The sequence below is a fragment of the Saccharibacillus qingshengii genome (assembly GCF_013185195.1).
Taxonomy (GTDB): domain Bacteria; phylum Bacillota; class Bacilli; order Paenibacillales; family Paenibacillaceae; genus Saccharibacillus; species Saccharibacillus qingshengii.
In genome coordinates, this window is sequence record NZ_JAAZWC010000041.1 from 1 (window position 1) to 22276 (window position 22276).

The following is a 22276-nucleotide window of genomic DNA, read 5'->3' on the forward strand; positions in this document are numbered from 1 at the left end:
TTCGGCGGTCCGCCTTTTTCGTCTACTCTCCGGTTCGGCCGACGCTCCTGCCTGGAACTTACGCTTCATTCAACGTGTTCGCGCTTCCCCAGCCGTTGGAAGCTCTTGCGCCTGTTCACCCGAAACTTCTGCCGCAGGGCCCTGCGAGCGGCCCTGGAGCTGTTCCCAATCCTCGACTGTGATGCCAAACAGCATGTGGTCTTCCCATACGCCGTTAATTTTCAGATAACGTTCCGCCAACCCTTCTCGCCGGAACCCGGCTTTTTCCAATACCCTTTGCGAAGATTTGTTCCGAGGCATGACTCCCGCCTGAACGCGGTGCAGTCCGTGTTTGCCAAAAGCCAATTCCAAGACGGCGGTTACCGCTTCCGTCATATACCCTTGTCCGTTATGCGATTCATCCAGAAAGTAACCCAGGTTCGCATTCTGGAAAGGACCGCGTGCAAGGCCTGTCAGTGCCGCGCGTCCGATCAGATGTCCATTTTCCCGCAGCCGCACTCCGTAAATATAGCCTTGATCCCGGATTCGCCCTTGATCGCTCTGCATGATCTCCGTTCTCTGTCCGGCAAGCGTCAAATAACCGTCGGAACGAATCGGTTCCAATGGTTCCAGAAACTCCCGATTCGCCAACCGAAGCGCCAGAAGCTCTTCCGCTTCTTCCACTGCCAAAAACTTGAGTTCCAGCCGTTCGGTAAACATTCGATCCACTCCCTTTTCGATATCCCTCAAGCGTACACTTTTTCGCATTTTTCATTATATCAGAACCTGAACCGGTATGCCGAATAGGCAGATTAGCGCACGACAAAGCAAAAAGACTCCGCATTCGCGGAGCCTCCTGTCCAAATACCGAATCGTTTTTTTATTCTTCGCCGGGCAGTTTCTTGCCTTTGTTTTTTCGATCGCGGAAAGTCTTGTACAATTTGGATACGGATTCGGGCGTCACATCGATTCCCCGTTCATAAGCGTATTTGACCGAATAACCGAGCGCAAGCGTTACCGTTCCCGCAACACCGGCTCCCGCAACGCTTCCCGCTCCAGGGAAGATCTTCATGATCTGCGAAAACAGGGTCCGGCCCAGATTGCCAACGATTGCCGTTATGACGATCTCCTTGGCCGCTTCCCGGCTGATCGGCCGTTCATACAGCACGGCAAGCCTTGTGAGCAGCCCGATCTGCAGCGCGGTCAACGGTACAATATCCGCGCCGGGCATCGGTACCGCTCCGATCGCTCCCGCGGACGTGGCCGCGCCGATAATCCATTTATTGGCGGTCGAAGACTTGGCTTTGATCGTACGTGCGAACAGGATATCCTTGTTGTTTTTTTTTAACAAGTCAAGAATGGCATCGCGCAGATTATCGATATTCTCGCCCGTCCGGGAAGAAATAGGAATCACTTCATACTTCTCGCCTGTTTCTTTGCGCACTCTTGCCACCAGGCGATCAACTTCGTCTGCCGCATCGATCTTGTTCAGCACGATCAGGATATTCGGATTGGCTTTTTCCACGATCCGGAATGAACGCTGCTCACTCTCCGAAAAGACGGTTCCCGCTGCGTTCAAAAAGAACAGTACTACATCGGTTTTCCGGAAATAATCAAGCGTCGTCGCCGAATTTTCCGTATTCACATCATTCAAACCCGGGGTATCGATAAAAAAGATTTTGTCTTTGTAAGCATGCGGATGAATCGAAGTTGTTTCGCCCGGTTCCGCGCCGACACCCGCTACTTCTTCGCCTACAATCCGGTTGATGGTCGAAGATTTCCCGGCATTGACATCCCCGATCATGGCGATTAGAATTTCCTGCTGCAGCTGTCCGTTGATCTCCGCCATTTCTTTGTCAAAAGCTTCATCCGCGGCTGCGCGGATTTGGCGCTTCATTTCGTTTTTCTGGAGTTCGGTGTAATTTCCCGTTCCGCCCGATTTCATCTGGCAACCGCCCTTTCCGTCTGCATCTGCTTATCGCATGCTTTCTGTATAACGTTAACCTGAAAGTTTCGCCGCTGAAACGAACGCACGGCCAAACCGGGATTAGACGCCAAACGCTTCTCCGATTGGAGTCTCGCCCGAAGTCAGGTCAAACGCCTGGCGATACGTACGGCGGTCTTCCAGGAGTGCCGCAATAACGGCAGCGACGTCGTCCCGGGAAATGGAACCCGGTTCCAAGTTCTCCGCCGCCGAGATGCTGCCGGTACCCGGATCGTTGGTCAGCCCTCCCGGACGCACAATCGTATAATCGAGTCCCGTCGATTCCAGCATCCGGTCCGCATAATGTTTGGCCGCGTAATACGGTTTAATCTCTTCGGACCAGTTCTCGCGATTATGGGCCTGCATGGCGCTGACGATCACGTAACGCTTGACGCCCGCTTTTTCAGCCGCTTCCATCGTTTTGACCGCACCGTCGAGATCGATCAGCAGCGTCTTGTCCAGGCCGGTCGAACCTCCCGAACCTGCGGTAAATACAAGGGCATCGCAGCCTTGCATGGCCTGTGCCAGAGTCTCTACGCTGTCTTCCAGATTTGCCAGCACCGGCTCGACTCCCGCCGCGCGCAGCTCGTTTTCCTGCTCGGCTTTACGGATCATCGCTTTGACCGTATGGCGGCCTTCCTGCTTGAGCTGCCGAATGAGCCGGCTTCCGATTTGTCCGTTCGCTCCGATAATCAATACGTTCATAAAGGTTCCTCCTCGGTTTGGGCGATCTTGTATTCGGGTCTGCTTCCTTTATGCCTACTGCTGTCTAACGGATCGCAAAAGCGATTTCCGCCACTTTGGCTAAATTGACACTGATCTCCTGGCCTCCGCTTTCGAATGTCAGACAGCCGATGCTGTCAGATTTTTCACCGCGGAAAGCGGGAATAATATAAGCTTCCTTAATTTCCCGTATGGCGATTTCCATCTCCGCTGCGGTCAGTTCTTCACTCGAATCGAACGCATATTCTTTCTCGATTCCATTGTCGTATAAAATTCGGATGTTGATCGTTCTCATGGTTGTGTCTCTCCCTTTCGGCTCTGCGGGAATCCCGATAACCGGCCCGCTTCTCTATTATCTCAAACCGGCACGGGGAAACCAAATTTGTACCCGCCGGTTCCGCTCAGCCAGTAAGTATGGAAAAGAAAAATACCGTCGTTTATCGGATATTCACACATCCCATAAACAACGGTATGATGGTTCGATTCACTGTTTCTGCCGGTCTTCAGCTCACCTTATGCTCGATCCGCAGCTTGTCCGCGATCATCGCGATAAATTCGCTGTTCGTCGGCTTGGATTTGTTGATGCTGACGGTGTAGCCGAACAGATCGCTGATATTTTGTACCGAACCGCGCGCCCAGGCCAGCTCGATCGCATGGCGGATCGCACGTTCCACGCGGGATGGGGTCGTCGCGTATTTCTCGGCAATCGACGGATACAGGGTCTTCGTGATCGAACCGAGAATTTCGATATTGTGATACACCATCGTAATGGCTTCGCGCAGGTACTTGTAGCCTCTGACATGCACGGGAATCCCGATTTCGTTGATGATGGACGTGATGCTCGCATCCAGGCTTTTGCCTTTGGACAGCGATCCGATACTTGGCTTGGGCGTAGGCGCCGGTTGGGCCTGCGCGATCGGCGAAGACGGAATATTCAGCATCTGCCGCACCCGGTTGACGAGTACTTCAATATCGAACGGCTTCAGAATATAATAAGCAGCGCCCAATTCCACCGCACGCTGGGTAATATTCTCCTGCCCGAATGCCGTCAGCATAATCACCTTGGGACGGGGATTCAAGTTCATGCTCTGCAGTTTCTCCAGCACGCCCAGCCCATCCAGATGCGGCATAATAATATCCAGGATCAGAATATCCGGAGCCCGCTCAGCCGTACGCAGCAGTCCCAGCACTTCTTCCCCGTTAAAAGCCACTCCGGTTACCGTCATATCTTCCTGGGCGGAAATATGCTCCTGGAGCATATGAACGAAATCCCGATTATCGTCCGCAAGCATAACTTCGATGTTTGGCAAAGCCTGTTCCTCCTCCTCATCCGGCGGCAAAGCCGGATCCTCTGTAGTTCACAGAACCGCTTCTGTTTCACTTCAACAGATCTCTTACATAAAATTCGACACCGTTCGAACCAATCCCTGCCGCGGCGCCAAATCTTTGCTCTTTACCAGTATATCGGGTTAGCGGCCGAATTCAAACAAAAAATCCCAAAACCGTAAATGAGTACGATGAACGAATCCCTTTTCGAAATTCGCCGTTTATCGTACTTTTTCAGATCCGAAGCGGAGCCAAGGGCTCCGGTTTTCGGAATCTGCATACGGTTTCGGGAAGATGAAGACCGACTTAGGAAGCGCGGCCGTTTTTGCTTTCTTCTGCAAGTTTCAGCATTTCCTGCGCATGATGCAGCGTTTTTTCCGTAATTTCGACACCGCCGAGCATCCGCGCAAGTTCCGTCACACGGCCTTCTTCGTCCAAGGCTTCAACCCGTGTCATCGTGCGCTCGCCTTCTACCCGCTTTTCGATCAGATACTGCCGATCCGCCATACAGGCGACCTGCGGAAGGTGCGTGATCGAGAAGACCTGACAGTCGCGGGACAGCTTGACGAGTTTCTCGGCGATCGATTGGGCCGCGCGGCCGCTGACCCCGGTATCCACTTCGTCGAAGACCAGGACCGGCACTTTATCGTGGCGGGCAAAAATACTTTTGAGAGCCAGCATGATCCGCGACAGTTCGCCGCCCGATGCGATCTTGCCCAGCGGACGCAGCGGCTCGCCGGGGTTCGGCGAAATCAGGAATTCCGCATTGTCGACGCCCTGACGGGTCAGGCGTACGCGCCGGCCTTCGAACTCGAAACCGCGGGCGTCCTGGATCGGTTCCAGCTTGACCTCGATCGAGGTCCGCTGCATCTGGAGATCTTTGAGCTCGCCTTCGATCTGGCGGGCCAGGTCGCGCGAACACTCCCGCCGCAGCGCGCTGAGCTCCCGTGCCAGACGCAGCGTCTTCTCGAGCTGCTTGTCACGCTTGGCGGTCAGCAGTTCAAGGCGCTCGTCTTTGTTTTCCAGCATATCGGTCTCCCGGTGAATCTGATCGTAATACGCCAGAATTTGCTCGACGCTTTCTCCGTATTTCCGCCGCAGTCCCGACAGCAGATTAAGCCGGTCTTCCACTTCTTCCAGACGTCCCGGGTTGAATTCGATATTCTCCCGGTAATCCCGAAGTTGGAACGCCGCGTCTTCAAGCTGGTAAAAAGCAGTACGCAGCTGTTCCAGAATCGGCTGCATCGCTTTCGGATCGTAATTCTCGACGTCTTCCAGACTGGAAATGGCGGAACCGATCGCTTCGATGCCCCGATCGCCGTACAGCAGATTATATCCTTCGGAGACGGACTCCATCAGTTTTTCACTGTGCGCAAGTTTGGAACGTTCGTCCGCCAGCTCTAGATCTTCGCCCACTTTAAGCTTGGCGGCTTGAATTTCTTCGAGCTGGAAACGGTACATATCGAGCATTTGCAGCGATTTCTGACTGGTCTCGCGCAGTTCGCGCAGCTCTCTCTCCAGCTTGGCCAGCGCTGAATATTCCTGCTGATACGCCGCTTTGGCGGGAGCGATCGTCTCGCCTCCGTAAGAGTCCAGCAGGCCCAGATGGCTTTCCGGTCGCAGCAGCGATTGGTGTTCATGCTGGCCGTGAATATTGATCAGCTGCTCGCCCACTTCCCGCAGCATGGTCAAATTGACCAGCTGTCCGTTGATGCGCGAGGTACTTTTGCCTTGTGCCGTCACTTCGCGCCGGATAACCAGATGCTCTTCCGAAGAAGCGGAAATACCGAGCTGTTCGAGCGTTTTCCAGACCGGGTGCTCATCCGGCAGTTCAAACAGCGCTTCCATTTCCGCTTTGTCGGCTCCGTAACGAATCAGATCCGAAGAACCGCGTCCGCCCGAGATCAGTCCCAGCGCATCGATTACAATCGATTTACCGGCTCCCGTTTCTCCGGACAGCACATGGAATCCTTGATAAAAATGAACGTCGACAGCTTCGACGACGGCGAGATTCCGAATGGACAATGCAACTAGCATGCACTCACCTCAATAGAGTTTAGGAAATGAATCCCATAATTTGACCGATTACCGTCTGGCTGTTCTCGGGCTGGCGGCAGATCAGGAGAATCGTATCGTCACCCGAGATCGTTCCCATGATTTCCGACCATTCCATATTGTCGAGCAGCGCCGCAATCGAGTTTGCCGTTCCCGGCAGACACTTCATGACGACGAGATTGCCGGAGTGGTCGATATGGACAAAATTGTCTACCAATGCACGTTTGAGCTTCTGTACCGGATTATAGCGCTGATCGGTCGGCATTGAATATTTGTACCGGCCGTCGTCGAGCGGAACCTTGATCAGAAGCAGCTCCTTGATATCTCGCGATACGGTGGCCTGCGTAACCTGAAAGCCCGCCGTACGAAGCGCGGCTACCAGTTCATCCTGCGTTTCGATATCCCGGCTCGAGATAATCTCCCGGATTTTGATATGTCGTTGTCCCTTCATAGGACTCCCCCTCGGTCAGCAATAGTTATTAAACGTATCCAACACAAAGAAACTCACCGGTCGGTGGATGAGTTTCTTTGAAAAGTTCGAGCGGCTTCCGCCGCCGTATTTGACGCCAGTTCCCGAATACCTTCTTCGCCGAGCAGGACGCTTTCTCCTTCCGGCAGTTTCAGATAAGCGAGAAATTCGACGTTGCCTTCTCCCCCGGTAATCGGAGAAAAAGTCAGTCCGCCGATCTCAAAGCCCAGCGCATTGGCAAAAGTCAGCACCTGATTCAGCACGTCTTCATGAACTTTGCGATCGCGCACCACTCCGGATTTGCCGACCTTTTCCCGCCCCGCTTCGAACTGCGGCTTAATCAGCGCGGCCACTTCGGCCGGACGCCGAAGCAGTTGGACAAGCGGAGGCAGAATCAGTCTGAGCGAAATAAACGAAACGTCGATACTTGCAAAATCCGGCTGGGGCCCCGTCAATTCTTCCGGGGTCATATACCGGAAATTGGTGCGCTCCATCACGTTCACCCGCTCGTCGTTTCGCAGCGACCAGTCGAGCTGATTGTAACCCACATCGATCGCGTACACGTAAGAAGCTCCGTTTTGCAGTGCACAATCGGTAAAACCTCCGGTCGAAGAACCGATATCCAGCATCACCCGGTTTTTCATATCGATTTCGAACGTGGTCAGCGCTTTTGCAAGCTTCAACCCGCCCCGGCTTACATACGGATGGACCGCACCCTTGACATGCAGTGCGGCCTCCCGTGATACTTTCATGCCCGGCTTTTCGATGCGTTCGTTATCGGCAAAAACAAGGCCCGCCATAATGGCGGCCTTCGCTTTTTCCCGGCTTTCGTAATACGCCTGCTCCACGAGCAGCACGTCGATTCGTTCTTTTTCGATTTTTTCTTTTGGCTCGGCCATAGTCAGGCTCTCTTTCTGTATGAAATACGCACGTCAGCAGCCGCTTCGCTTGAAACGAAGAATTACGAAGGCAGTCCCGTTTTGAGGGCCAGGCGGCTTCCCGTCACGCTCTCGCGTACAAGGTCTGCCGCATGCTCGGCGGTCAAACCGGCTTCTTCCTGCTGCTCTTTGATACTGCCATGCTCGATAAAGCAGTCCGGCACACCCAGAATGCGTACGTCGGCATGGGCGATTCCGCGGGATGCATAGAACTCCAGCACCGCACCGCCCAGGCCGCCGGCCTGCGAAGCTTCTTCCATGACCAGAAGTTTGACGCCGCGGTCGGCCAGATCGGTCAGCATCCGCTCATCGAGCGGCTTCAGGAAGCGCGCATTGACGACACTGGCCTGGATTCCCGACGACTTCAACAGTTCGGCAGTCGCAAGAGCGGTTTGCACCATAGGACCCACAGCCAAAATCGCGCAGTTCTCGCCTTCGCGAACCGTTTCCCAGCTTCCGATCGGAATGCTTTTGAGCGTCTGGTCCAGCGGAACGCCAAGACCGTTGACCCGAGGATAACGGAAGCCGATCGGCCCTTTATCGTAATCAAGCGCCGTTTTCATCATATGGCGCAGTTCATTCTCGTCTTTTGGCATCATCAGCACCATATTCGGGATATGGCGCAGGAAAGCAATATCGTAGACGCCTTGATGCGTTTCTCCGTCCGCCCCGACAAATCCGGCCCGATCGATCGCAAACATGACATTCGCGTTGTGGCGGCAGATGTCATGCACGATCTGGTCGTAGGCGCGCTGCATAAAGGTCGAGTATACGGCGAAGACCGGTTTCATGCCTTCCATGGCCATCGCGGCACACAAGGTGGCGGCATGCTGCTCGGCGATCCCGACATCGATCATCCGTTTGGGGAATCTTGCGGCAAATTCCATCAATCCCGAACCGCCCGGCATAGCCGGCGTAACGGCGACGATCCGCTCGTCCTGTTCGGCGAGTTCGATCAGCGTACGGCCGAACACTTCCGTATACATCGGATTGCCGGCCGATTTGAGCGTCTGGCCGGATTCGATCTTGTACGGAGAAATGCCGTGCCATTTGTGCGAATCCGTTTCGGCGGGTTTGTAGCCTTTGCCTTTGGTCGTGACGATATGAACGAGTACCGGTCCGTCGATATGATCGGACTGGCGGAATGTTTCCATCAGGGTCGGCAGGTCGTGCCCGTCGATCGGTCCGATATATTTGAAGCCCAGTTCTTCGAACAAAACGCCCGGAACCATCATGTATTTGAGACTGTCTTTGACTTTTTCGGCTGTCCGGGCAAGCTTGCCCCCGATTGCCGGAATCTTTTTGATCAGGGATTCCACGTCGTCTTTGGCCCGCAGATAATGACGGTCCGAACGGACGCGGCTGAGATAGTTGTGCATGGCGCCTACGTTCGGCGCGATCGACATCTCGTTGTCGTTGAGGACGACGAGCAGATTTTTCTTCTCATGACCGATATGGTTCAGCGCTTCGAACGCCATGCCGCCGGTCAATGCGCCGTCGCCGATCACCGCTACCACTTTGTTGCTTTCGCCTTTGAGGTCGCGCGCCATCGCCATGCCCATCGCTGCGGACAGCGACGTACTGCTGTGGCCGGCTTCCCAAACGTCGTGTTCGCTTTCCACGCGTTTGACGAAACCGCAGAGGCCTTTGTATTTGCGCAGGGTATCGAAACGGTCCTGTCTGCCGGTCAAAATCTTGTGTACGTAAGCCTGGTGGCCCACATCAAAAATAAACTTGTCTTTCGGACTTTCGTAGCAATAATGCAGCGCCAACGTCAACTCGACTACGCCAAGGTTGGAAGCCAGATGGCCTCCCGTAACCGACAGCTTTTCGATCAAAAACTGACGGATCTCCTGGGCAAGCGGCGCCAGTTGATCGGACGGCAGCTTCTTCAGATCGCCGGGTTGATTAATTTGCGGAAGCAGCATATGTTATTCCCCGCTTTCCTTCATTTTCCTGAATTCGGTCTCGAACGATTTTGAATTGTGGCATCTCGGTGAACGCCGTAGTATGGGTTATTATATCGTTTTTCAGGAAACAAAGCCAATTTGAAGCTTCGGCTCCGAACCTGCCCGCTGCCGATTCTGCTGTTCTTCAATACCCGAGCAAGCGAGCGTCGAAACCGGACCGTGGGTGTTCGAGCCGATTTAACGGTCCCGTTCTACCAAATAATCGGCGATGGCAATCAGCGTCTCGGACGAATGCAGGCCCGCTCCGAGGACCGCCGACTTGGCTTCCTCGCTGAGCCGCCGCACTTCTTCCTTCGACGGATCGATGCCCAGGAAATACGGATAGGTCACTTTTTCCATTTTGACGTCGCTCTGCGTTTTTTTGCCCAGTTTGTTCTCGTCGCCGATCAGATCGAGAATATCGTCTTGAATCTGGAAAGCCAATCCGATTCCCCGGCCGAACGTCTGCAGAGCGTCCAGCTGCGCTTGAGTCGCTCCGGCGCAGCGTCCGCCCGCAAGCAGCGAAAACATGATCAGATCACTCGTCTTGTGCAGGTGGATATATTCCAGCCGCGCAAGATCGGTCGTGCCTTGTTCGCCTTCCATATCGGCCACCTGGCCGCCGACCATGCCTCTGGGTCCCGCGTACTCGGCCAGATCGGACACGATCGCTACCGCGGCTTCCGCAGACAGCAGACCGTCTTTGACCAGTGTCGTGACCACATAAAAAGCGTGGGTCAGCAGACCGTCTCCGGCCAAAATCGCCATCGCTTCGCCGAACACTTTATGGTTGGTCGGTTTGCCTCGGCGCAGATCGTCGTCGTCCATCGCAGGCAGATCGTCATGGATCAACGAATACGTATGGACCATCTCGACGGCAGCAGCTACGCGGATCGCCGCTTGGCGGCTTCCGCCCAGACTCTCGCAGGCCGCTACGACCAGCAGCGGACGCAGACGTTTGCCGCCGGCATCCAGCGAATAGCGCATGGACTCCAGCAGTGCGGCCGGCATATCCCATTCGGCCGGAAACGCTTCGGCAAAATACCGGTCCAAGTCGGAAGCGACTTGTTTGATATAGGGCTCAAGCTCGAATACGCTGTTCAAAAGTCTTCCCCGCTTTCCGCTTCACCCGCAAAGTTCCGGCGACGGAGCTGCCCGTCTTCTTCCACTATCGTTTCGATCTTGCGCTCCACCTGTTCCAGCTTCTGGCCGCACAGCTGCGACAGCTGCATCCCCCGCTGGAACAAATCGATCGCTTTCTCGAGCGGTACATCGCCTTGTTCAAGCTCGGAAACGATGTGCTCGAGCTGGTCCATCGCCTGTTCAAAGTTCAGTTCGGCGTTCTCCGCTTGAGGGGCTTGCCCTTCATCGGCTTGCATACCGGTGTTATTGTCCACTTCGATTGGCCTCCTCCGTCGTTTGAATGACCCGGCAGTCCAGGCTTCCGTCGTTTACCCGGACGACGATCCGGTCGCCCTCGCTCACTTCGTGCGCGGACTTGATCAACCGCTGCTGGCTTTCGTCGTACACGAGGCTGTATCCGCGCGCCATGACCTTGAGAGGACTCAGCGCATCGAGCTGCCTCATGCTGCCGAGCAGACGCTGGCGCCGGTCTTTGACAGCCGCGTTCATGGCGGCGCCCAAACGGCCGTCCAGGCCGCCCAGCTGGCGCGAAGCGAGCTGCAGCTGGGCGCCCGGATAGAAGCGCGACAGCCTGCCGTGCAGGCGCGCGTGCTTGTCGCGGCCCGAGGCGAAGCGGGCTTCGGTCCGCGCCGTCAGGCGGCGCGTCAGCCCGTCAAGCCGCTGCGCGTGCGGCTGCATGGCGCGCTGCGGCTGCCGCAGCACGGCGGAACGCTGCAGGCGCGCGAGGCGCTCGCGTTCCTGCGAAGCCCGGCGCAGCAGGGCGCCGCGCAGGCGCTGCTGCAGCACGGCGAGCCGCTGCTGCAGCTCGCGCCGGTCCGGCACCGCAAGTTCCGCCGCGGCCGTCGGGGTAGCCGCCCGCAGATCGGCGGCAAAATCGGAGATCGTAAAGTCGGTCTCGTGTCCCACGGCCGAGATGACCGGGATGGCCGAATCGTAGATGGCCCGGGCCACGATCTCTTCGTTAAAAGCCCACAATTCTTCTAGCGAGCCACCGCCGCGGCCGATAATCAATACGTCCGCTTCGCCCAGACGGTTCAGGATACGAATCCCGCGCACGACCGACGCGGCGGCTTCTTTGCCCTGCACCAAAGCCGGATACAGCATAACGGGCACGCCGGGGAACCGGCGGCCGAGCGTGGTCAGAATATCCCGAACGGCTGCACCTGTCGGCGACGTAATCACTCCGATCGCTTTGGGCATGACCGGAATCTTCCGCTTGCCGCTTTCGTCGAACAGCCCATCGGTCTCGAGCTTTTTCTTGAGCTGCTCGTAAGCCAGATAAAGACTACCGACACCGTCGGGCTGCATCTGGGTCAAATAAATCTGGTATTGTCCGTCGCGTTCGAACACCGAGACGCTGCCCTGCGCGATGACGCGTGTGCCTTCGCGCGGAATAAACGGCAGGCGTTTATTGTGCGAAGCGAACATGATCGCCCGCACACGGCTTCCGGCATCTTTTAGCGTAAAATACATATGCCCGCTCGAATGATGCGTGAAATTCGAAATCTCGCCGCGCACCCACACTTCAGGCAGCAGCGGGTCCGCTTCGAACTTCTGGCGGATATACCGGTTCAGCTCCTGGATCGACAGTATGCGCTGCTCCATACCCGAACCTCCCGCTTACGAAAGGCCGTGCGCGCGCTTGGCCGCAAGCAGCGTATTTTTCATCAGCATGGTGATCGTCATCGGGCCGACGCCGCCCGGTACCGGCGTAATCGGACCCGATACGGAGCTGGCCGATTCGAAATCCACGTCGCCGGCCAGTTTGCCTGTTTCCAGACGGTTGATGCCGACATCGATCACCACAGCGCCCGGCTTGATGTACGAAGCGTCGACGAAGTTGGCACGGCCTACGGCAACGACCAGAATGTCCGCCTGGCGGGTCAGTTCTTTCATGTTGGCTGTCCGCGAGTGGCACATCGTAACGGTCGCATTTTCGCGCTGAAGCAGCATCGAGACCGGTTTGCCGACGATATTGCTGCGGCCGATGACCACGGCGTGTTTGCCCGACATTTCGATACCGGTATGCTTGATCAGTTCGATCACGCCTGCCGGCGTACAAGGAAGCAGGCTGTCGTCGCCGATCATCAGATTGCCGACATTGACCGGATGGAAGCCGTCCACGTCTTTTTCCGGAGAAATGGCGTTGATTACCGCTTTTTCTTCGATATGGCCCGGCAGCGGAAGCTGCACGAGAATGCCGTTGATGTTCTCTTGTTCATTGAGCTTGTCTACAAGCGCAAGCAGATCTTCCTGCGAGGTATCGGCTTCGAGGCGATGCACTTCGGAATAATAGCCGAGGTCTTCGCACGCTTTGGCTTTGTTGCGTACATAGACTTGGGAGGCCGGATCTTCTCCGACGAGCACGACGGCGAGTCCAGGCACGCAGCCTTGGGCGACAAGCGCTTCGACCTCGGCTTTCAGGTTTAGGCGAATTTCGTCCGATACTTGTTTTCCGCTGATAATTTGGGCTGTCGTCATGTTTTTCTCTCCTTTAAAATGGGCTATGTGGGTGGGGGTGTGCGTAAGGGCTGCGGGAAAAGTTCGTTTCGGTCGCTTGTTGAAATCGGAAAAATAGATTGGATTGGAGTAAGGAACTTTTCCGATTTCAAAGGCGAACACTCCGTTCCTCCACTGAACTTTCCCCTCCGCCAGTTACGCTAATGGGGTAATCCACTTACTTCAATTTCGTTTTCAGTTCTTCGGCGTCCTGGATCATTTTGCCGAGTACGCCGTTGACAAACTTGCCGGACTCGTCGGTACCGAAGTGTTTGGACAATTCGATCGCTTCGTTGACGGCTACTTTGGCCGGAACATCTTCGGCAAAGATCATTTCGTAAGCGGCCAGACGCAGAATCTGACGGTCTACGCGCGACAGGCGGCTGATCTGCCATCCTTTGAGATACGTACCGAGCAGATCGTCGATCGCCGCTTTGTGTGTCCACGTTCCGTTGACCAGTTCCAGCACATACTCGGCCAGGCGGTCGGCATCTTCCAATTTCACTTCGCCTTCATTTTCGTCCCCGGCTTCCGAAATCAACATCGACACGGCATCGAATGCCGCTACCTCGTTCATTTCCATTTGGTACAAGCTTTGTACCGCAAGTTCTCTTCCCAATCTTCTTTTCATGGGTCCCTCCCGCAATCTGTTGTTCGTTCATTTGATCAATCAAACTGTTCTTGCACATGCAAAAACCTGTGAAACGCTTCTCCCGCCCGCAAAAGCTCCGCTTCTCGCCAAAAACGGGCCGGCCGACCTTTTTCCAGGCCGTACCGCCCTCGTATTCCGGCGAGAAACGCCGCCTGTCTTGCTCGCAAGACGGACGCAAGCCCTTTGTTATGCCCGGCGTAAAAACGTCTCACAGGCTTTCGCTCCATTTGGCAGTAAGCCCGGCAGTCCGTTCAGGTTCGGTTACCGAAACGGACGCCAGCGCTGCACGAGCCGATCGCGAATCTCGCTCCAGGGGAGAAGCGGTCCGGCGCGCAGATCTTTGCGCCTTCCGATCCCATACCCGAGCAGCGTCAGCAGCATGACCACAAGCATGGGTCCGAATCCGACCCGCAGATACAGGAGGCCGAAAAACAATCCCCAGGCCGTCCAGGCCAAACGGCCTCCGTACACGGCCCAGATTTCACTCCAATTCATCGGCGCTCACTCCTATTCCACCCGGCTTTTGAATGCCTGGGGCTGCACGACTCCCGCAATATAGACAGAGACCGAAGCCACCGGAATACCGGTAATTTCCTGCACGAATTCCTTGACGCCGCGCTGCACTTCTTCCGTCAGCGCCGGAATCGGATATTCGCCGTCGACGACCGTTCGGATGCGTACATCCAGCCCGGGCTCGGTCATGCGGATTCGCGTACGGGGCTCTTTGACGCCGCGTACGCGGGAAGCCGCCTTGAGGCATAAGTTCTCGATCGTTTCCACGGAGATCTGGATATCACCCAGATCGGTCCGCTGATCGACGGAATGAAGATTGCCGCGGCTGCGCCGCAGCGAGACGAACAGCATGCGCAGGCTGATCAGGATCAGCACGGCCAATCCGGCGATGACCGCCGACAGGGTCGGCAGATCGAAGCGGAAATCGACCGGCATCCGGATCGAGCGGCTGAGCAGGAGGATGGCGAAAATACTCAGAATCAAAATCGTTATGCTGTATACGAACAGCAGCAGACGGTCCACAATTTTTGCCACGTACAGCCAAGCCCCCTCAAAACGGTAGTAAACCCCGACTTTTCGGGTCGGGGGTTGGAAAAGAACGTTATTTCACCCGGGGCGTACCCAGTTCGAGCTCTTCGGACCGGTGTTCCACCGTTCTGGTCTTGAACTGCACATCATGGACATGCACATTGACTTCGATCACGGACAATCCCGTCATCATTTCGATCGAACGCTTGACGTTGCGCTGAACCGCACCGGCCACTTCCGGCAGACGGGAACCGTATTCGACAATCACGGATACGTCGACTGCGGCTTCGCGCTGGCCCACTTCCACTTTAACGCCTTTCGACAGGTTTTTGCGGCCCAGCAGCTCGGCAATACCGCCGGCAAATCCGCCGCTCATGCCCGCGATCCCTTCCACTTCGATCGTAGCCAGTCCCGCGATCACTTCGATCACTTCGGGCGCGATCTGGATCTCGCCAATATCCGTCCGTTCAAATTCTGTAGGTAAGCTGCTCATATTCGATACCATCCACCTTATGGATTATTTATTCCTTAAATATAGCATTTGCCGCCCGATGTGACAAACGGCGTTTGTCACGTTCAGACTTCGTTTTCCTCAAGGAATTTGATGTCGAAATCGCCGCGTACGAACGTTTCGTGGTTCAGCAGACGCTGATGGAACGGAATGGTAGTCGCGATGCCTTCGACGGCGAATTCCGCCAAAGCCCGCTTCATTTTGGCGATAGCCTGCGTGCGCGTCGGCGCCCAGACGATCAGTTTGGCGATCATGGAATCATAGAACGGCGGAATGGTATAACCTTGGTAAGCCGCGCTGTCTACCCGTACGCCCGGTCCGCCCGGAGGCAGATAGAAGCTGATTTTGCCCGGAGCCGGCATGAAATTGCGATCCGGATCTTCGGCATTGATCCGGCATTCGATCGACCAGCCGTTGATCTTCACTTCTTCCTGGGTGAACGAGAGCGGATTGCCTTCGGCAACCGAGATCATTTCCTGAATCAGATCCACGCCGGTCACCATTTCCGTTACCGGATGTTCCACCTGGATTCGGGTATTCATCTCCATGAAATAGAAGTTTCCGTCGGGGCTAAGCAGGAACTCGAGCGTGCCCGCGCCGGAATAGTTAACCGCGTGGGCGGCACGTACCGCTGCTGCGCCCATCGCCGTCCGCACTTCTTCGGAGATGATCGAACAAGGCGCTTCTTCCACCAGCTTCTGGCGGCGGCGCTGTACGGAACAGTCCCGTTCGCCCAAGTGCACCGCGTTGCCGTGCTTGTCGGCGATCAGCTGGATCTCCACGTGCTTCATGCCGGTCAGGAATTTCTCCAGATAGACGCCGGCGTTGCCGAACGCTTTCTCCGCTTCCTGCTGGGCAGCCACGATCTGCTGGCGCAGCGTGTCTTCGTCTTCGGCCAGGCGAATGCCTTTGCCGCCGCCGCCCGCTGTCGCTTTGATGATGATCGGATAGCCGATGCCGCGCGCGATTTGAATCGCTTCGTCCAGATCTTCGACCAGACCGTCGGAACCCGGAATCACCGGGACGCCCGCGCTTTGCATCGTCAATTTGGCCACCGCTTTGTCGCCCATCTTGGTGATGCTGTCCGGCGAAGGACCGATAAAGGTAATATTGCACGATTCGCAAATTTCCGCGAAATCCGCATTCTCCGCGAGGAATCCGTAACCCGGATGCACCGCGTCGCATTCGGTCAGCGTCGCGATACTCATCAGGTTGGTGAAGTTGAGATAGCTGTCTTTGGAAGCCGTGGGACCGATGCAGTAGGCTTCGTCGGCCAGACGGACATGCAGGGAATCCCGGTCGGCTTCGGAATAGACCGCGACCGTCGAGATGCCCATTTCGCGGCACGCGCGAATAATCCGCACAGCGATTTCGCCGCGGTTGGCGATCAGAATTTTATTGAATTTCGTTGTCTCCAAATTGAAACGTCCTCCTTCCCTTTCGGGCTCGCTTATTCCGCTTTAACCAGGAACAGCGGTTGTCCATATTCGACCAGCTGACCGTTCTCCGCCAGCACTTCCACGATCTCGCCTTTGACTTCGGCCAGCAGCTCGTTCATGAGCTTCATCGCTTCGATGATGCAGACGACGGATTTCTCGTTCACGCGGCTGCCTGCGTTTACATAAACATCGGCATCCGGCGACGGTGACGAATAGAACGTACCCACCATCGGGGAGACGATTTTATGTAAAGACTCATCCGGTGCCGCTGGAGCGGAAACCGCAGGAGCGGCCGTATTCGGCGCGGAAGCGGGTTGTGCCTGCGGCTGCTGTACCCATACCGGAGCCTGCATGGCCGACGCTTCGACGCGTCCGCCTTTGCGGATCACGACACGCGTGCCTTCCTCTTCCAGTTCCAGTTCCTGAACCGACGTCCGGTCCAGCAGTTCGATAAGTTCTTTAATTTCGCTTATTTTAAACATTCGGGCACGCTCCTTAACATTTTCAGGCTTGTGCGGGCAAGATCATGCAGCGTTTTGTAAAAACGCGAGGCAAGCCGTTTAACTAACGTTATGTATTATATCACAACCTTACAAAATAAAAAGAGCGGGCTCCCCGGAGGGAGTCCCGCCCTTTTCGGCCTGCGGCAAACCCGCTTGGAGGCTTTTTACCGCCGATCCTGGGGACCGCCGACAAACACCTGCTCCTGGGTATCCAGGTTGTAGGCCGTATGCAGCGCCGCAATGATGTCTTTGACTTTCTCGCCTTCGATCACGCACGACACTTTGATCTCCGAGGTGCTGACCATTTTGATGCTGACTCCCTGGTCGGAGATCACGCGGAACATTTCCGCCGCTACGCCCGGATGGCTGACCATACCCGCGCCCACGATCGATACTTTGACCAGATCCGACTCCGAAGTCAGCTCGCGGTAAGGCACGCGTTCGCGGTTGTTTTCGATCACCTGAAGAGCGCGTTCGACTTCCGAACCGTTTACGGTAAACGAGAAATCGGCTTTGCCGTCCTGCGACCCGCTCTGCACGATGATATCGACGTCGACCCGTTCCGACGCCAGCGAACCGAAGACTCCGGCCAGTACGCCCGGTACGTCGGATACGCCCAGAATACTGATCCGCGCCACATTTTTATCGTAAGCGATCCCGCTTACCACCACTCCCTGTTCCATGCTCGACTCCTCCTCCACTACGGTTCCTTCATTATAATTAAAGCTCGAACGTACGATCAGACGGACGTTGTTGTGCTTGGCATACTCAACGGCCCGGGGATGCAGAACAGCCGCACCCAGGTTCGCAAGTTCCAGCATTTCATCGTACGAGATCGACGGCAGCTTGCGTGCGCATTTGACGATCCGCGGATCGGTCGAATAGATGCCGTCCACATCGGTATAAATTTCACAGGCGTCGGCCTCAACCGCCGCGGCCAAAGCAACGGCCGTCGTATCCGAGCCGCCGCGGCCAAGCGTCGTAATCTCGCCTTCTTCACTCATCCCCTGGAATCCGGCTACAATCACGATTTTACCTGCATCGAGCGCCTTCAAGACGCGATCCGGACGAATATTGAGAATACGGGCGCGGCCGTGATCGGCTTCCGTTTCGAATCCGGCCTGCCAGCCGGTAAACGAAACCGCTTCATGCCCGATCGCCTGAATGGCGATCGACAGCAGCGAGATCGAAATCTGCTCCCCGGTTGTCATCAGCATATCCATTTCCCGTGCCGGAAGATTGTCGCTCAGCCTTTTGGCCGTATCGATCAGATCGTCGGTCGTATCGCCCATGGCCGATACCACGACGACGCAGCGGTGTCCTTCTTCTTTTTTCTCGGCCACCCGCTTCGCGACCCTCTGCATCCGCTCGGTGTCCCCGACGGAACTGCCGCCGAATTTCATAACGAATAATGACAAAACGTGTTCACTCCCCCGCATGTTTCCGGAACTACGCTTGGCCCTGCAACAGGACGGCTCCGGTCTATTTTATCGCTTTAAATGAGTATAATACGAAAACGCCCCGGGCTTCCATTGTTTTTTGCGTACATTGTTTAGATTTTCCGACGTTCCTTTGCACAAAAAAACTCTCCGAACCGCGGATGCGGTTGGAGAGTTTTGCCGAAAGCCCGCAGGCCCGGCAGCTTTTGTGTGTGGATTGCGGCAACCGATTAGGCGCGGGAAATGTATTTGCCTTCGCGCGTATCGATCAGCAGAACGTCGCCTTCGTTGATGAACAAAGGAACCTGAACGCTGTGACCCGTCTCGAGCTTCGCGCTTTTGGAAGCGCCCGTTGCCGTATTGCCTTTGATACCCGGCTCGGTCTCGATGACTTTCAGCTCGACGCTCGTCGGCAGGTTGATCCCGAGGATTTCGCCTTTGTAGCTGATGATGTGCACGTTCATATTCTCGCGCAGGAATTTGAGTTCCCATTCGAGCTGATCGCTGGTCAACGTGAACTGGTCGTAGGTTTCGTTGTCCATGAACGTATGTTCCTGGGCGCTTGCATACAGATACTGTACGCCGCGGTTTTCGATCTGCGCGCGACCGATCGTTTCGCCGGCGCGGAACGTGCGCTCAACCGTGTTGCCGTTGCGCAGGTTTTTGAGCTTGGAGCGAACGAAGGCCGCGCCTTTGCCCGGTTTTACGTGCTGGAATTCGATAACGGTAAAGATGTCGCCGTCGACTTCGACGGTAAGGCCTGTTTTAAAATCGTTGACTGAGATCATAGAGGATTCCTCCTTGGAATGGTTGCCTGGTTGATGCCGATTCTGGATTGCCTTATGCCATGGGCAGAAGGAGAAGATCTTTGGTCGAAGAGGTGATAATCTCGATTCCCGTTTCGGTAATCACGATATCGTCTTCGATCCGTACGCCGCCGAAGCCCGGGATATAAATGCCCGGTTCTACGGTAACGACCATGCCCGGTTTGAGAATGTCGTCGCTGAGCTTCGACAAACGCGGGCTCTCGTGCACTTCCATGCCGAGACCGTGACCCGTACTGTGCCCGTAGTTGTCGCCGTAACCGTACGAGGCGATAATATCGCGGGTGAGCGCGTCCGCTTCGCGGCCGGTCATGCCGGGACGGATCTTGTCGAGGGCATTCAGCTGGGCTTCCAGCACGATGCCGTAGACTTCGCGGTGCTTATCGGTAGCTTCGCCGAGCACAACGGTCCGCGTCACATCCGAACAATATCCGTTCAGCAGGGCGCCGAAGTCGAACGTAATGAATTCGCTGCCCTGCAGCACTCGGGAACTGGCTACGCCGTGCGGCAGAGCCGAGCGTTCGCCCGAAGCGACAATCGTGTCGAACGACGACGAGGTTGCCCCGTTTTCGCGCATGAACATTTCCATCTGCAGATCGAGCTCGCGCTCGGTGACGCCCGGACGGATCTTCGTCAGGATATGACTGAAAGTCCGGTCGGCCAAAGCCGCCGCTTCGCGCATGATATGAAGCTCGCCCTCGTCTTTGAAAATGCGCAGGCCTTCTACAAGACCCGACACCGGAACGAGTTCGACGCCTTCCAGCGCTTCCCGGTAATTTTGGTACGTCGCAAATGTGACATGTTCCTGCTCGAAACCGAGTTTGGACGAAGAGCCTAACAGTTCTTTAACCGTTTCCATCACTTTCGGCGCATGCTCGACCACCTTGAAGTCTTTGGCCTGCTGCGGCGCCTGCATCATATAACGGAAATCGGTCAGCAGGTAGCTGTCCGTTTCGGTAATCAACACATAGCCGGCGGAACCTGTAAATCCGGTCAGGTAACGACGATTAATGTCACTGGCCACAAACATCGCGCCGATGCCTTTTGCCGCCATCGCTTCGCGCAATTTGTTTACACGCTGCTGCATATTTTCTCCTCTTTCCCGGTGAACCTATTCAGTTCGTATTTTCCAGAACCTCAAGCGAAATTACCACAGTACATTCTATCATATGGGTACCCCCTCTGAGAAGCCTTTTCCCGCACGGGCAGGCTTCGCGCCGACGCCGCCTGTTCGCTGGTATTTGCCGGAAAAATCCGATACAATGAAAAGAAATGTCTCCGAACCGGCATTTGCTTGCAGCCGGTCTGCGCAGAGGTACTTTAAAACGTTTAGGAAGGTGAAGGTTTTGTCTGAAAAATCCGCTCCCGTCGCCTACGGCGGACAAGCCGTAATCGAAGGAGTCATGTTCGGCGGCAGGCACGTCAACGTTACCGCGGTGCGCCGCAAGAGCGGGGAGATCACTTTTCTCGAAGTGCCCCGCGAAGAAAAAGGCTGGGTACGCTCGCTGCGCAAAGTTCCGCTGCTTCGCGGCCTGGTCAGCCTGATCGATTCCAGCGTCAAAGGTTCCAAGCATCTCAACTATTCGTTCGACGCCTACGCCGACGACGAAATGACGCCGGAAGAACGCGAAGAATTGAAAGCGAAGAACAAAAAAGGCGAAGCCAAACTTGGTCTGGGCGCCATTATCGGCGTAACGGCGGCGGCGATCGTTTCCTTTATCGTCGGCAAGCTGGTCTTTACGCTCGTTCCGGTGTTTGTCGAAGACTTTTTGTTCAGAGGCAGTTTTTCGCACCAAATCTACCATAATCTTACCGAAGGCGGCATCAAGTTGGTCCTCCTTCTTCTGTACCTCTATCTAATCTCGCTGACGCCGATCGTGAAGCGGTTATTCCAGTATCACGGAGCCGAACACAAAGTTATCAGCGCGTTCGAAGCCGGCGAAGAGCTGACTCCGAAAAACGTACAGAAATACACGCGGCTCCATTACCGGTGCGGCAGCAGTTTCATTATGCTGACGGTCATCATCGGGATTCTGATCTACTCGCTGTTCAGTTGGGACTCCCTGATCGAACGCGTGGTGCAGCGTCTGCTGCTTCTGCCGGTCGTCATGGGCGTATCGTTCGAGTTTCTGAAGTTCACGAATGCCCTGCGCGATGTGCCGGTGCTGCGCTACCTCGGATATCCGGGTCTGTGGCTGCAGCTGCTGACGACCAAAGAACCGACCGACGAACAAGTTGAAGTTTCGATCGCGTCGTTCAACCGGATGCGCGAACTCGATGCCGTTTATGCCAAGCAAGGCGCCCCCGCTTCGGTGCCGGACGCCATACTCGATCCGCTGGAGGGTTGATGCTTTATGAGAAAACCGGGCGTTGCCGGTTTCGTAATCCTGGCGCTTGCCGCGCTGGGCATCGTTAATATCCTGATGAACCCGTCCATGACCTGGCTGATTCCGATCGGCATTATCGCGGTGGTCGCCCTGCTGTACTTCCTGCTGCCAAACACACGGCGAGCAGGCGGCACCCGCGCTTCCGGAAGCGGCGGACAGCGGCCGAAGATCAAACCTTCCGCCCGTACCCAGGAGAAGATGTCCCGTATGTCTTCCTCTGCTCCATCCAAGTCTTCCGCTTCACGCGGCAGCAAAAGCAAAACGCCGGCCGCTCCTGCCAAAAAGCGGAAAAACTATCCGTTTCAGGTGATCGAAGGGCGCAAAGGCAAAGACGAGGACGATATTCCGAAATTCCATTAGAGGAGTTTCCTGCAGAGCCCTATAGCAAAGATCGACAAAAAGAGAGAGCGGAATT

At 55.8% G+C, this 22276-nt stretch carries 24 protein-coding genes; 2 read left to right on the forward strand and 22 right to left on the reverse strand.

The features are described 5' to 3' along the window. Positions 1–69: 69 nt before the first annotated feature. The 22 genes from HRQ60_RS21845 to HRQ60_RS21950 all read right to left on the reverse strand — a co-directional run bounded on the left by HRQ60_RS21845 (position 70) and on the right by HRQ60_RS21950 (position 20561). A complete protein-coding gene (locus HRQ60_RS21845) occupies positions 70–699 on the reverse strand; it encodes a GNAT family N-acetyltransferase (RefSeq protein ID WP_172200301.1) in 630 nt (209 codons plus the stop codon). A 160-nt stretch (positions 700–859) separates the two neighbouring features. Further along, the gene (locus HRQ60_RS21850) at positions 860–1924 is read right to left on the reverse strand and encodes a YcjF family protein (RefSeq protein WP_172200304.1); all 1065 of its coding nucleotides are present in this window, start codon (positions 1922–1924) and stop codon (positions 860–862) included. A gap of 102 nt (positions 1925–2026) precedes the next feature. Then, positions 2027–2668 (reverse strand): SDR family oxidoreductase, encoded by a 642-nt coding sequence (locus tag HRQ60_RS21855; RefSeq protein WP_172200307.1) that lies wholly within the window; start codon positions 2666–2668, stop codon positions 2027–2029. Between the two features lie 64 nt (positions 2669–2732). Continuing rightward, positions 2733–2981 carry a hypothetical protein gene (locus HRQ60_RS21860; RefSeq protein WP_172200309.1) on the reverse strand — a complete coding sequence of 83 codons (249 nt, stop codon included), beginning with the start codon at positions 2979–2981 and terminating at the stop codon, positions 2733–2735. A 208-nt stretch (positions 2982–3189) separates the two neighbouring features. Beyond that, positions 3190–3996, reverse strand: a complete 807-nt coding sequence (spo0A, locus tag HRQ60_RS21865) for a sporulation transcription factor Spo0A (protein WP_172200311.1) — start codon at positions 3994–3996, stop codon at positions 3190–3192. A gap of 322 nt (positions 3997–4318) precedes the next feature. Then, positions 4319–6049 (reverse strand): DNA repair protein RecN, encoded by a 1731-nt coding sequence (gene recN / locus HRQ60_RS21870; protein ID WP_172200313.1) that lies wholly within the window; start codon positions 6047–6049, stop codon positions 4319–4321. Between the two features lie 19 nt (positions 6050–6068). Continuing rightward, positions 6069–6518, reverse strand: a complete 450-nt coding sequence (ahrC, locus tag HRQ60_RS21875; protein ID WP_172200315.1) for a transcriptional regulator AhrC/ArgR — start codon at positions 6516–6518, stop codon at positions 6069–6071. Between the two features lie 53 nt (positions 6519–6571). Next, the gene (locus HRQ60_RS21880; protein ID WP_172200317.1) at positions 6572–7435 is read right to left on the reverse strand and encodes a TlyA family RNA methyltransferase; all 864 of its coding nucleotides are present in this window, start codon (positions 7433–7435) and stop codon (positions 6572–6574) included. A gap of 62 nt (positions 7436–7497) precedes the next feature. Further along, complete coding sequence (dxs, locus tag HRQ60_RS21885) at positions 7498–9402, reverse strand: 1-deoxy-D-xylulose-5-phosphate synthase (protein ID WP_172200319.1); 1905 nt, start codon at positions 9400–9402, stop codon at positions 7498–7500. Between the two features lie 219 nt (positions 9403–9621). Further along, the gene (locus HRQ60_RS21890) at positions 9622–10497 is read right to left on the reverse strand and encodes a polyprenyl synthetase family protein (protein WP_343044786.1); all 876 of its coding nucleotides are present in this window, start codon (positions 10495–10497) and stop codon (positions 9622–9624) included. A 26-nt stretch (positions 10498–10523) separates the two neighbouring features. Further along, positions 10524–10802: an exodeoxyribonuclease VII small subunit gene (xseB, locus tag HRQ60_RS21895; RefSeq protein WP_172200358.1), complete on the reverse strand. Its 279-nt coding sequence runs from the start codon at positions 10800–10802 to the stop codon at positions 10524–10526. 7 nt (positions 10803–10809) lie between these two features. Next, positions 10810–12171: an exodeoxyribonuclease VII large subunit gene (gene xseA, locus HRQ60_RS21900; protein WP_172200321.1), complete on the reverse strand. Its 1362-nt coding sequence runs from the start codon at positions 12169–12171 to the stop codon at positions 10810–10812. A gap of 15 nt (positions 12172–12186) precedes the next feature. Beyond that, positions 12187–13047: a bifunctional methylenetetrahydrofolate dehydrogenase/methenyltetrahydrofolate cyclohydrolase FolD gene (folD, locus tag HRQ60_RS21905; RefSeq protein ID WP_172200323.1), complete on the reverse strand. Its 861-nt coding sequence runs from the start codon at positions 13045–13047 to the stop codon at positions 12187–12189. Positions 13048–13243: 196 nt separating this feature from the next. Then, on the reverse strand, positions 13244–13696 hold the full coding sequence (nusB, locus tag HRQ60_RS21910) for a transcription antitermination factor NusB (protein WP_172200326.1): 453 nt from the start codon (positions 13694–13696) through the stop codon (positions 13244–13246). A 282-nt stretch (positions 13697–13978) separates the two neighbouring features. Further along, the gene (locus tag HRQ60_RS21915; protein WP_172200329.1) at positions 13979–14212 is read right to left on the reverse strand and encodes a DUF2273 domain-containing protein; all 234 of its coding nucleotides are present in this window, start codon (positions 14210–14212) and stop codon (positions 13979–13981) included. 12 nt (positions 14213–14224) lie between these two features. Beyond that, complete coding sequence (gene amaP / locus HRQ60_RS21920) at positions 14225–14764, reverse strand: alkaline shock response membrane anchor protein AmaP (protein ID WP_172200332.1); 540 nt, start codon at positions 14762–14764, stop codon at positions 14225–14227. A gap of 67 nt (positions 14765–14831) precedes the next feature. Continuing rightward, entirely contained in the window at positions 14832–15251 is a 420-nt protein-coding gene (locus HRQ60_RS21925; RefSeq protein WP_172200335.1) for an Asp23/Gls24 family envelope stress response protein, read from the reverse strand. An 83-nt stretch (positions 15252–15334) separates the two neighbouring features. After that, a complete protein-coding gene (gene accC / locus HRQ60_RS21930) occupies positions 15335–16687 on the reverse strand; it encodes an acetyl-CoA carboxylase biotin carboxylase subunit (RefSeq protein WP_172200338.1) in 1353 nt (450 codons plus the stop codon). 32 nt (positions 16688–16719) lie between these two features. Further along, positions 16720–17190, reverse strand: a complete 471-nt coding sequence (gene accB, locus HRQ60_RS21935) for an acetyl-CoA carboxylase biotin carboxyl carrier protein (protein WP_172200341.1) — start codon at positions 17188–17190, stop codon at positions 16720–16722. Between the two features lie 185 nt (positions 17191–17375). Then, entirely contained in the window at positions 17376–18629 is a 1254-nt protein-coding gene (locus tag HRQ60_RS21940) for an aspartate kinase (protein ID WP_172200344.1), read from the reverse strand. A 251-nt stretch (positions 18630–18880) separates the two neighbouring features. Beyond that, positions 18881–19438: an elongation factor P gene (gene efp, locus HRQ60_RS21945; RefSeq protein ID WP_172200347.1), complete on the reverse strand. Its 558-nt coding sequence runs from the start codon at positions 19436–19438 to the stop codon at positions 18881–18883. A 52-nt stretch (positions 19439–19490) separates the two neighbouring features. Further along, positions 19491–20561 (reverse strand): M24 family metallopeptidase, encoded by a 1071-nt coding sequence (locus HRQ60_RS21950; RefSeq protein ID WP_172200350.1) that lies wholly within the window; start codon positions 20559–20561, stop codon positions 19491–19493. Between the two features lie 259 nt (positions 20562–20820). Here HRQ60_RS21950 and HRQ60_RS21955 point away from each other — a divergent pair, with 259 nt between their 5' ends. Together HRQ60_RS21955 and HRQ60_RS21960 are read left to right on the forward strand one after the other, a co-directional pair. Next, positions 20821–21822 (forward strand): DUF1385 domain-containing protein, encoded by a 1002-nt coding sequence (locus tag HRQ60_RS21955; RefSeq protein ID WP_172200352.1) that lies wholly within the window; start codon positions 20821–20823, stop codon positions 21820–21822. Positions 21823–21828: 6 nt separating this feature from the next. Next, the gene (locus HRQ60_RS21960) at positions 21829–22221 is read left to right on the forward strand and encodes a hypothetical protein (protein ID WP_172200354.1); all 393 of its coding nucleotides are present in this window, start codon (positions 21829–21831) and stop codon (positions 22219–22221) included. The last annotated feature ends 55 nt before the right edge of the window (positions 22222–22276 follow it).